The organism is Bacillus cereus group sp. BfR-BA-01380 (genome assembly GCF_022663535.1).
GTDB lineage: Bacteria > Bacillota > Bacilli > Bacillales > Bacillaceae_G > Bacillus_A > Bacillus_A cereus_BB.
Genome location: NZ_JAKUFS010000001.1, coordinates 330,194 through 340,938, shown reverse-complemented (window position 1 = coordinate 340,938; position 10,745 = coordinate 330,194). Strand labels below are relative to the sequence as shown.

Here is a 10,745-nt window from a genome sequence, read left to right as displayed (position 1 = left end):
AAGTTCAATCAAAGTCGATTTACTACAAAACGGTAAAGTGGTAGATACGAAAGAAGTAAGTGAAGCAACAAACTGGAAGTACACGTTCGAAAATCTCCAAGCGTACGATGCGAACGGAGTAGCATACAAGTATGAAGTAAAAGAACAACCAGTAGCTGGATATCAAACAGAAGTAAAAGGTTATGACATTACAAATACAAAAGTAGGCCAAACAAAAGTAGAAGGAACGAAGACGTGGAAAGACGATAATGCGAAAGATCGTCCAAGTTCAATCAAAGTCGATTTACTACAAAACGGTAAAGTGGTAGATACGAAAGAAGTAAGTGAAGCAACAAACTGGAAGTACACGTTCGAAAATCTCCAAGCGTACGATGCGAACGGAGTAGCATACAAGTATGAAGTAAAAGAACAACCAGTAGATGGATATCAAACAGAAGTAAAAGGTTATGATATTACGAATACAAAGATTAAGGAACCGACACCTGAAGTTCCTAACGAAAATACAAATAACGATCCCAAAGTTCCATCTAATAAAGAAAACGATAAGACGACAGTATTACTTCCTAAAACAGGAGGAACACCAGCGGAAATGATTTCAATTGTTGGAGGTATGGTATTGTTCGTTTTAGGTGGAATTCTATTCGCTCGTCAACGAATTAAACAATAAAAACCTTTAGATTATTATTGATATCCCCTTTAGGGAATCATTCAAAAAACCTCATGGAAAGATGGAGGGAAGAATGAATCCAGAAGGGGATTTTTTGTCTTTTCTTTAGGTGTCGCACATCATAATACAATTCGTTTCTCAATAAAAAAGCCACCAGTTCTAGATGGTGGCTTTGAGGATAATTAAGCAGCTTTTTGTTCTTTTTGTACAGCAGGTTTTTGAAGAACATTATAGACACCAGTACCAATGACTTCTAACGCCATTTTCATACGTTCCGGTGAAATGTTTTCTAACACATTATCTTGTGGTGTGTGGTATACCTTTTCAATGTGATAGATAAGTGGATCCCAGCTATCTACCCCCATCCAAATGAATAATGCTGAAGGGATGCCAGCGTAAGCAAATGGCACATGGTCACTGGAACCAAATTTCCCTTGAAGAGCAAGCTCATTATTTAACTGTTTACTAGCATTTAATGCTGCATCTGTTACAAGATTCGTAGAACCGTCAGGAGTCATTGCGTATAAATTTTTTGCTTTATCATAATTTGTAGCAACCATATCAGCATTGAAAACACCTAAAATACGATCACGTTCTTGTTTTGATAAGCTATCAACGTAGTGCTTAGAGCCAAGAAGCCCCATTTCTTCTGGACCGAAAGCAATAAAGCGGATTTCTTTGTCAGTTTCTACATTTTGGAATGTGCGAGCTAATTCTAATAATAATCCAGTTCCAGAAGCATTATCATTGGCCTCTGGTGCCCCAGCAACGCTGTCATAATGAGAACTTACGATGACAGCTTTTTCATTTCCAGCACTATTTTTCGGTTTCTTTTTTGCGATGACATTTAGAGATTGTAAGTTTGATTCATGTCGTGCCTTTAAAGAGAGAACGGTACTTCCCTTTTTTGCTAATTCTTCTTTGAGGGCATTTCCTTGTGCATAAGCAAGGCCAAATACAGGAATTGATTGTTTTTTTGTATTTTCAATCAATTAGTATTGAGAAATAAAGACAATAATGATTATATAGATAAAAAGGAATGCATCATTTCTGAGTGCATTCCTTTTATTTGATATTTATAGTTCTGTTAAAATAATTGGCTCACCGCGAGTTACAACGATTGTATGCTCACATTGAGCAACAAGGCTTTTATCTGGTGTGACAAATGTCCAACCATCATCACCGCGTTCGATAATATGATCTGCGCCCATCGATACGAAGGGTTCTACCGCTAAGACAAGTCCGTCTTTTAAGAGAGCGTTATCCATTGGATCGAAATAGTTTAAAATATGATTTGGTGCTTCGTGTAAACTAAGGCCAATGCCGTGCCCTGTTAAGTTTTGAATGACTTTATAACCATTTTTACGAGCATCATTAGTAACCGCACGACCAATTTGGTTTTGTTTTGCACCAGCTTTTATTTTTTTCATGGCTGCCCAAAATGCACTTTCAGCAGCAGCGCAAAGTTTTTCTTTTGCTTCGTCTTTCCCAAGAACAAATGAAATACCTGTATCTGCATAGTAACCATCAAGTGCCGCAGATACGTCGACGTTTACTAAGTCGCCCTCTTTTAGGACACGGTCTCCTGGGATGCCGTGTGCAACTTCTTCATTGACGCTAATGCAAGTTGTCCCTGGAAAATTATATTCTTTTTCAGGTGCAGAAATGGCACCGTGCTCATCTAATACTTTCTTACCGATTAAATCAAGCTCTTTCGTTGTCATACCTGGTTTCGCTTGTTTTTTCATTTCCTCGCGAGCAAGCGCAACGATGCGGCCGATTTTTCGTAAGCCTTCTAAATCTTGTTCATTGCGAATAATCATGAAAACCACTGTCCTTCCTCGAATGTACATCTCACATGATTGTATCATGTTTATTTTTGTCCTGCTACCGACGTGGAAAGTCACCCATTTCAAGATTTCCTGACATTTGTCATATTCATGTCATGACGTCTCATACTGTTTTCCACCTCTTCCAATTTATACAATATAAATATAAGAACGACGGAGGTGGAGAAATGGAACAGATAATTGAAGTAAATGGTGTTTCAAAAACATTTAAACATAAAAAGGCAGTAAATAACGTTTCATTTACAGTAGCGAAAGGAGAAATTGTTGCATTACTTGGACCGAACGGAGCGGGGAAAACGACAACAATTTCGATGATGCTTGGATTAAGGGATCCCTCAGAGGGAAAAGTTTCTATCTTCGGTAAAAGTCCAAAACACCGAGATGTTCGCAATCGCCTTGGGGCAATGCTGCAAGAAGTGAGCGTCATTGATAGTGTGTCAGTAGAAGAAGCAATTGATTTGTTTCGTAGTTATTATACGAATCCAGTTGCAAAAGAAACATTACTTAAGTTATCCAATTTAGAATCAGAAAGAAAGCAAAGGTGTGAAAAGCTATCTGGCGGGCAAAAAAGACGTTTAAATTTTGCACTCGCACTTGCAGGGAATCCCGATTTACTTTTTTTGGATGAACCAACAGTAGGGATGGACATCACGTCTAGAAAAAGCTTTTGGGATACAATTCGAACATTAGCAAGTGAAGGGAAAACAATTATTTTAACAACACATTACTTAGAAGAAGCAGATGCATTAGCAGATCGAATTTTATTATTTGGTAACGGTAAACTCATTGCCGATGGAACGCCAGATGAAATGAAAGCAACGATTTCTCAAAAAACAATTTCGTTTTATGTAAAAGAGGAAGTGCCGACGAGTATGCTTCACAGCCTACCTCATGTTACAAATGTTCGGTGCAATGAAAAGCATGTGGTACTGACAACAGATGATACAGATGCTACGCTTCAAGCAATTTTTCATAAAAACTTGCCTGTTATGGATATTGCTGTTGATCGCGGCAGCTTGGATGAGGCTTTTGAACAGTTTGTCGCTAATCAGAAGGAGGAAATCGCATGAGAGCGTTTTGGATGCAATGTAAAATAGAAATATTACGTACGTTTCGCAATAAACTATTTATCTTTTTCTCTTTATTAATGCCGGTTATATTTTATTATATTTTTACAAATGTGGTGTCAGTGCCGCAAAACGGAGATGCATGGAAAGCACATTATTTAATTTCAATGGCTACGTTTAGTATTGTAGGAACAGCACTCTTTAGTTTTGGTGTTCGTCTTTCACAAGAAAAAGGGCAAGGATGGACACAGCTTTTACAAATTACACCGCTGCCAGAAGGGGTATATTTAGCAGCTAAAATTATTGCTCAAACGGTTGTAAATGCTTTTTCAATCATTGTTATTTTCATCGCGGGTATAGTCATTAATGATGTACAGTTAACAATTGGACAGTGGATTGGCGCTGGATTATGGTTATTGGTTGGTGTTACACCATTTTTAGCACTTGGAACGATTATCGGTGCGATTAAGAAAGCGGATGCGGCTACCGGACTAGCGAATATATTAAATATGTGTTTAGCGATTCTAGGCGGCTTGTGGATGCCGATTGAAATATTTCCAAAGACGTTAAGAAGCATTGGGGAATGGACACCAACATATCACTTTGGAAGCGGAGCTTGGGACATTGTTGCTGGCAAGACAATTGGTTGGGAAAATGCGGCAATTTTAGGAGGTTATTTTATCGCTTTTGTTGTACTATCAATATATATAAGAAAAAGACAGGAAGCGGTATAACATGACTGAAAAGAAGCAGTTTGAACTCTTTCCGAAACATATGGGGTTTTTCCCTTATATATGGCTCGTATACTTGTTTTATCCTCTTTACAACTTGATGGGGCAATCAGGGTGGAAATTGATATTAGGAGGCGGTATGTTTGTAATCTTTGTTATTGCATACCGCCAGCTTTATTTTGTGCCAAAGAACTTTGTGATGTGGGTTTGTATTCAACTTGTAATTACTTTCTTATTCAGTACGTTTTATGACCCATATATGATTTTCTTTGGATTTTTTACAGCAAATGCAATGGGATTTACACCGACAAAAAAACAATTTCGGTTGTTGTTTTTCTTTTTTATCGTAATGATTGGTTCTTTTATGTTGGTGAACATCCGCGAGTTTACAAACACGTCTGCTATAACTGTGATTCCGATGTTTATTTTAATGATTGTTACTCCATTTGGTATGCGGAATTTTAATCAGAAAAAAGTATTAAGGACACAATTAAGTGAGGCAAATGAACAAATTCATGATTTAGTAAAACGCGAAGAACGGCAGCGCATTGCGAGAGATTTACATGATACGTTAGGACATACGTTATCGCTTATTACGTTAAAAAGCCAGCTTGTTGAGAAGCTTATTGTGAAAAATCCGGAACGTGCTTGTCTAGAGGCAAAGGAGATCACGCAAACATCAAGAAACGCGTTAAAACAATTACGGGAATTAATTTCTGATATGCGAATGATTACAGTGGAAGAAGAGTTAGAGCAAGTGAAGGTGATTCTTCAAGCTGCTAGTATATCATTAGAGGTGCAGCAGAAGACAAGTGCGAATGTATTATCGCCGCTAGAACAAAACATTGTTGGAATGTGTTTGCGTGAAGCGGTGACAAATGTTGTGAAGCATAGTAAGGCGACAGAGTGCATGATTACGTTACTTGAAGCACAAGGGAGATTAATTGTGCAAGTAAAGGATAATGGCATTGGATTACAAAAAAATCACGATGGGAATGGCATTCTTGGCATGAGGGAGCGATTAGCTCTTATTGATGGAGTACTTAAATTAGATGATATTCATAATGGAACGATGTTAACGATACATGTTCCAATTGTCATAAGAACAGGGAAAGAGGGTGCGCGTGCATGATCCGAATCATCATTGCAGAAGATCAGCGTATGCTTCGCGGAGCGTTAGGAGCTTTGCTTGACTTAGAGGATGATATTGAAGTTGTTGGGCAAGCGGAAAACGGAGAAGAGGCTTTGAAGCTAATTGAAACATTACAGCCGGATATTAGTATTATGGACATTGAAATGCCAATTCAAAGCGGACTGGATGTTGCTGAAACATTACGGAAACAACAATCACCGTGCAGAGTTATGATTTTAACAACATTTGCTCGTCCTGGTTATTTCGAGCGCGCAATGAAAGCAAATGTACATGGATATTTATTAAAAGATAGTCCGAGTGAAGATCTTGCAGCGGCAATTCGTAATGTTATGAATGGGAAACGAGAAATTTCTCCTGAGCTTATGTTTGGACTTTGGCAAGAACAAAATCCGTTAACAGATCGGGAAAAAGAAGTTCTTCTATTAGCGAAAGAAGGAAAGACGACAAATGAAATCGCCAAAACACTATATCTTTCATCTGGAACTGTTCGAAATTATATTTCGGATGTTTTAACGAAGTTGGATGCAAAAAATCGGATTGAGGCGATTACGATTGCGGAAGAAAAAGGCTGGATATGAGAAAAGATGTTTACCAATGTGAATCGGTAAACATCTTTTTTATTATTTTCTTTTTTGTACGTCAATCACTTCATTTTCTTGTGGTAATGCTTTGTAACCGTGTGCTAGGAATGCTTTGTCTACTTCTGTTGCCACAGCGTTACCATATAAGTCTTTTGCGGCTTGTACAATGTGAGAGTGAAGAGACTCGAAATCCTCCGCTGATGTTGCATAATTTTGCAATGCACGCATAACGATCTTACTTACTTTATCGTTACCTTGTTTTGCAACTGTTACACCATTATATGTTTTTCCTTCTGCCAATTGATAAAGAACGTGACTAATAATACCTGAATTTTGATGAGACTCTTGGTTGTTTCCATCATTATAGAAATCTTGTAAGTTTGTATATAGTTTTTTACCATGGTCACCAATTTCGTTTGGAATATCACGAATTGTTGGGCCGTCTAATGTATCACCCATAATCCAGTTTCCTTTGTCTTTCTTTACGTAAAACTCTATTTGTGTTCCCCAGAAGTCCGCAAGTCCTTCGTTTAATGCATTTGTTTCATCGTTTGGATATTTTACAACTTTATTTTTAGTTGTTCCGCTAAATACAGCGTGTCCAAATTCATGTGCAGTTACATCGATAGCAGATGTTAATTTTCCGTTTAAACCATCGCCAAACACCATTTGGTTCCAACCTGGATGCCAAAAGGCGTTTTCATAGTTTGTTTTTACACCATCACTTACTTCAGTAGAATCAAATCCATGTACGCTTGCAACAATTTTTGCATCTTTATTATCGTAGCTTTTTAGATTGTGCTTCGTTTTATAATAATCATAAATAGCACTCATGTTTTTCATAACACCAACAGCTTCTTTATCTGCAAATGTAGTTGTCGTACTAGAAACGAGTGTACCAGGATAACCAGCTTGATCATATCCACCTTGTGAATCTGCATAGTTTGCATCATAAATATAGATACCATTACCACGAGTTAGATCCGCTAAATAAAATTTCCCATCAGTTCCTTTTGCGATATTAAATAATGCCTTTTCTAGTAGTGCGTTTACACCAGCTCCGTGTTTTTTTACTGAAGATAACTGCGGAATCCCAGCTTGTGGGACAGGTTGCTTTTCTTTATTTTTCACCATTTTTTCTTGGAATAATTTTTCACCATGGATTAAGTCAATAATTGCGTGACCGCTAATGATTTGATCGTTATTTTCATATGTAAATGTAATGACATCTGCATATGTGTAGCTGTCGTCTTGTTTTTTATAAATGACAGTTTCACTAGTGAATTCTTTTTCTAACGAATCGTTTGGAATTTGCAGAGCACTTTGTAAGGAAGATTTTACTTCATTTTTCGACAAAAAATTTGTTATAGTAAGATTAGGTTGTTTTGATAAATTTTGGACAACCTTACCGCTGACAGTTGTAATTACTCCATTTTTATCTACTTTTACAATTAAGTCTTGGCCGTATACTTTGTAACTTTTATAAGTTTGGGTAAGACGTACTTCTGTTTGATTTTCTTTTGTCTCTTTATTTGTCAGTTGGAAATCAACACTTTTTTCAGTGGTAACTTGTTCTTGTTGTGCTTTTGCCCCTTGCACTTCACCTTTTAAGTATTTTTTCGCGATGTTTTCTTTCGTGTCATTTTGAGGTTCTGTTAATTTTCCGATTGTTAGACCGGGCTGAGCAACTTCAACTTTTACTTGGTTATTATTCATTTCTTGCGCATGAATTGCTTCAGTTGATAAAGGACAGAGTAGGCCGAAAGCAAGAAGGGCACTAGTCATTTTTTTGTAATTCATCTCTAACACTCCTAATCTTGTATTTGTATGAGATGAATTGTAAGAGGAAATTGCTAAATTTTATATAAATTATGCAATATTTCATATTGAAAATTGTCGAAAGGGCATTATTGTAGTGGTATAACCGCTTTTAAAAAATAAACTGTTATAAACGGGATGGTGAGCTAACATGCATGCACAAAAGCTGGGAGCCGAAATTAAACAAATTCGAGTAGTGAGAGGTTTGACACAAAAGCAGCTATCTGATAACATATGTCATCAATCAGAAGTAAGTAGAATTGAATCAGGAGTAGTATATCCAAGTATGGACATACTTCAGGGAATTGCGGCGAAGCTACAAGTACCTATCATTCATTTTTATGAAGTACTCGCTTATTCTGATATTGAACGAAAAAAACAATTTAAGGATCATATTCAATCGCTAAGCAAACAAAAGAAATATGAAGAAATTTATAAAAAGGTATGGGATGAATTAAAGAAAGAAGAAGATCATCCAGAGTTTCAACAGTTTCTTCTTTGGCACTATCATTTATCAGCATATGTGTTGAAAAAAGTGAATTGTGAATACTGCATTTTGGAATTAAAAAAATTAATAAATCAACAATTAATAGGTATAGATGTATTTCAAAATTTATATATCGAAAATTCAATTGCAAATATTTATGCGGAAAATGGATATATTCAAAAAAGCACCGAACTTTATCAAGGTATTTTAAAACAGTTGGAGTCATTACATAGTAGTGAGGAATTTGCTATAAAGGTTGGCTATAATTATGCAAAGGCATTATATTTAGATGAACAGTATGAGAAAGCGCTTAAGCAAGTTGAAAAAGCAATTGAAACATCATGCCGCATTAATAACATGACACTCATTGGACAGTTGTTTTATCAAAAAGGAGAATGTCTTGAAAAGCTAGGGCATTCAGAAGATAATATTAGAATTGCTTATGAAAAAGCTCTTTTCTTTTTTGAGCTATTAGATTTATGTTCTTACAAAAAGACGTTGTTAAAAAAAATGAATGCTTGAGCAGGAAAAAAATGGATATGCATAATTGCATGTTTTGAGGATAAAATTTCATGTTATATTAAAAAAAAGATATGGAGGAATGGAATATGAAGAAACTTCTTGTTGGTACTTTATTGACGTTAGCAATGTTAGCAGGTATTTCATTTGGAAATGCGGTAGTAGATCAAAATCAAGCAGTAACAAATCATAATGAGGTAGTACAATTAGCTTCAGATTTACCATTTGAACATTAAAATAGAAAGAAACAACCGTCTAATTAAGACGGTTGTTTCTTTTTAAGGTCTTTTTTTCTAAATTTGTATTTCCTTTTGTAATAATTCCGATACTGACGGGCTTACCATTCAATGGTGTTGCACAATGTAAGTGCATGTGAGACATAACCAAATCATATTTGTATATGTACCTTGCCTTTTCTGTATTTATAGAAAAAAAGAAAATAACGTTCCAATCCATTCTTTTCCTTTGTCAAAGAGGGATAGAGAAGAAACGTCTTCCATAGAAAGTAAAGTGGAAGATTCTAGATCTTGATCGATTTCTTTCTTCACTTGTTCTAAAAACGGTGAGTCATATAATATACAATTGATTTCATGGTTAATATATAGGCTTCGCTTGTCAAAATTTGCAGTTCCAATATCACAAATAGAGCCATCTACCATTATAATTTTCGCGTGAAAAAATCCATCTAGAAATTCATGAATATGACAACCTGCTTTAATAAGCTTCCGACAATACGGAAGTTTTGCTTCACGAACAAATGGATGATCTGCTTTTTTAGGAACGAGTATAATAATACGGACGCCCCTTTTTCGAGCGCGCAGCAATGCGTTCATTAGTTTTTTCCCAGGAATAAAATAGGGCGTACCAATATACAGCTCTTTTGTTGCCTTTTCAATAAGGTCGAGAAATGTTTGTTGTAAATATGCGCCGTCAGTTGGTACGAATCGATGAGAAGTTTCCCCTTTTTTTAGTATTGGAAAATAACGATTTTCATGCAATAAGTCTTCGTTTGTATCATCGCGCCAATCATGTAGAAACTGCGTTTGTAAATCTTGTACACCTTCTTCAGTAAGGCGTAGGTGATAGTCGCGCCAAGGTCCTAGTTCTTGGTTGTGCCCTAAATATTCCTCCCCGATATTGAAGCCTCCAATGTACCCAATTTTCCCATCAATAATTGTAATTTTTCTATGGTTTCTTTGGTTAACAGAGAAAAAGAGAAATGGAAGGCGAATTTTATGACAAAATGAAAAGTGCACACCGTGTTGCTTTAGTTTATGAATCATTTGTTTTGACAAATGATGGCTGCCGATTCGATCAAGAAGAAGGCGTACTTCAATACCTTGCTCTGCTTTTTCCATTAAAAGCTGTAAAAATGTATGACTAATCTCATCATTTTTTACGATAAAAAACAAAATATGTACATGGTGCTTAGCTTGTTGTATATCAGTAAATAGTTCCTTATATAATAATTGACCATATGTATAAAGTTTAAAATTACTATGGCGTACAGGAAAGGAACGCGGCTTAAGATTGTTTAAATGAATGTTTCTTCCATAGATGAAGTCAAAAGTGGCCCATAGTAAGAGAAAGATAAGGACGAGAAATAAAAAGTTCATGTAACCATTCCCCCCTCTATATTCATTTGTATCCCGCTATTCGCGGACAGTAATCCCCATCTCTGAATATTCAGATCCTGCTGGCATGTACCGGATTGGGCGGGCTAATCATCAATGGGGAATGAAAAAACCCTACTGATGGAAGTTTCGCTTTATAGTTTCACCGAAATAAAAAGCTTTATGAAAAAATATATTGTTGTATAACAAAAAACTGTTGACTGAATGCTCACTCATCATATAATGGGAGTAGGGGTAA

10 protein-coding genes and 1 pseudogene are annotated in these 10,745 nt (G+C 36.2%); 7 read left to right on the top strand and 4 right to left on the bottom strand.

Annotated features, from left to right (window positions below):
* Positions 1-667 (top strand): Cna B-type domain-containing protein (locus tag MR076_RS01755; protein ID WP_242216995.1); only part of this gene is annotated, 667 nt, incomplete at its 5' end.
* A gap of 182 nt (positions 668-849) precedes the next feature.
* Here the strand turns inward: MR076_RS01755 and MR076_RS01750 are convergent.
* Together MR076_RS01750 and map are read right to left on the bottom strand one after the other, a co-directional pair.
* Positions 850-1,647 (bottom strand): annotated as a pseudogene (locus MR076_RS01750) (M28 family peptidase); the annotation flags it as partial.
* Between the two features lie 96 nt (positions 1,648-1,743).
* Positions 1,744-2,538, bottom strand: a complete 795-nt coding sequence (gene map / locus MR076_RS01745) for a type I methionyl aminopeptidase (protein ID WP_242216994.1) — start codon at positions 2,536-2,538, stop codon at positions 1,744-1,746.
* Positions 2,539-2,684: 146 nt separating this feature from the next.
* Between map and MR076_RS01740 the strand changes: the two genes are divergently transcribed.
* Genes MR076_RS01740 through MR076_RS01725 form a run of 4 tightly spaced genes read left to right on the top strand, consistent with a single transcriptional unit; the run spans position 2,685 to position 6,046 of the window.
* Positions 2,685-3,587 (top strand): ABC transporter ATP-binding protein, encoded by a 903-nt coding sequence (locus MR076_RS01740; RefSeq protein ID WP_242216993.1) that lies wholly within the window; start codon positions 2,685-2,687, stop codon positions 3,585-3,587.
* Entirely contained in the window at positions 3,584-4,318 is a 735-nt protein-coding gene (locus MR076_RS01735; protein WP_242216992.1) for an ABC transporter permease, read from the top strand. Before MR076_RS01740 ends, MR076_RS01735 begins: the two co-directional genes overlap by 4 nt.
* A 1-nt stretch (position 4,319) precedes the next feature.
* Entirely contained in the window at positions 4,320-5,447 is a 1,128-nt protein-coding gene (locus MR076_RS01730) for a sensor histidine kinase (protein WP_242216991.1), read from the top strand.
* Positions 5,444-6,046, top strand: coding sequence for a response regulator transcription factor (locus MR076_RS01725; protein ID WP_242216989.1), 603 nt, complete (start codon positions 5,444-5,446; stop codon positions 6,044-6,046). The genes MR076_RS01730 and MR076_RS01725 overlap by 4 nt, the downstream gene beginning before the upstream one ends.
* 42 nt (positions 6,047-6,088) lie before the next feature.
* Here the strand turns inward: MR076_RS01725 and MR076_RS01720 are convergent, their stop codons facing one another.
* A complete protein-coding gene (locus MR076_RS01720; protein ID WP_242216988.1) occupies positions 6,089-7,849 on the bottom strand; it encodes a M4 family metallopeptidase in 1,761 nt (586 codons plus the stop codon).
* A gap of 169 nt (positions 7,850-8,018) precedes the next feature.
* On the opposite strand from MR076_RS01720, the gene MR076_RS01715 reads away from it, so the two are divergent.
* Positions 8,019-8,876 (top strand): helix-turn-helix domain-containing protein, encoded by an 858-nt coding sequence (locus MR076_RS01715; protein WP_242216987.1) that lies wholly within the window; start codon positions 8,019-8,021, stop codon positions 8,874-8,876.
* Between the two features lie 86 nt (positions 8,877-8,962).
* Positions 8,963-9,109 carry a quorum-sensing peptide PapR gene (locus tag MR076_RS01710; RefSeq protein WP_242216986.1) on the top strand — a complete coding sequence of 49 codons (147 nt, stop codon included), beginning with the start codon at positions 8,963-8,965 and terminating at the stop codon, positions 9,107-9,109.
* A gap of 186 nt (positions 9,110-9,295) precedes the next feature.
* Here the strand turns inward: MR076_RS01710 and cls are convergent, their stop codons facing one another.
* Positions 9,296-10,489: a cardiolipin synthase gene (cls, locus tag MR076_RS01705; protein ID WP_242216985.1), complete on the bottom strand. Its 1,194-nt coding sequence runs from the start codon at positions 10,487-10,489 to the stop codon at positions 9,296-9,298.
* Between the last annotated feature and the right edge of the window lie 256 nt (positions 10,490-10,745).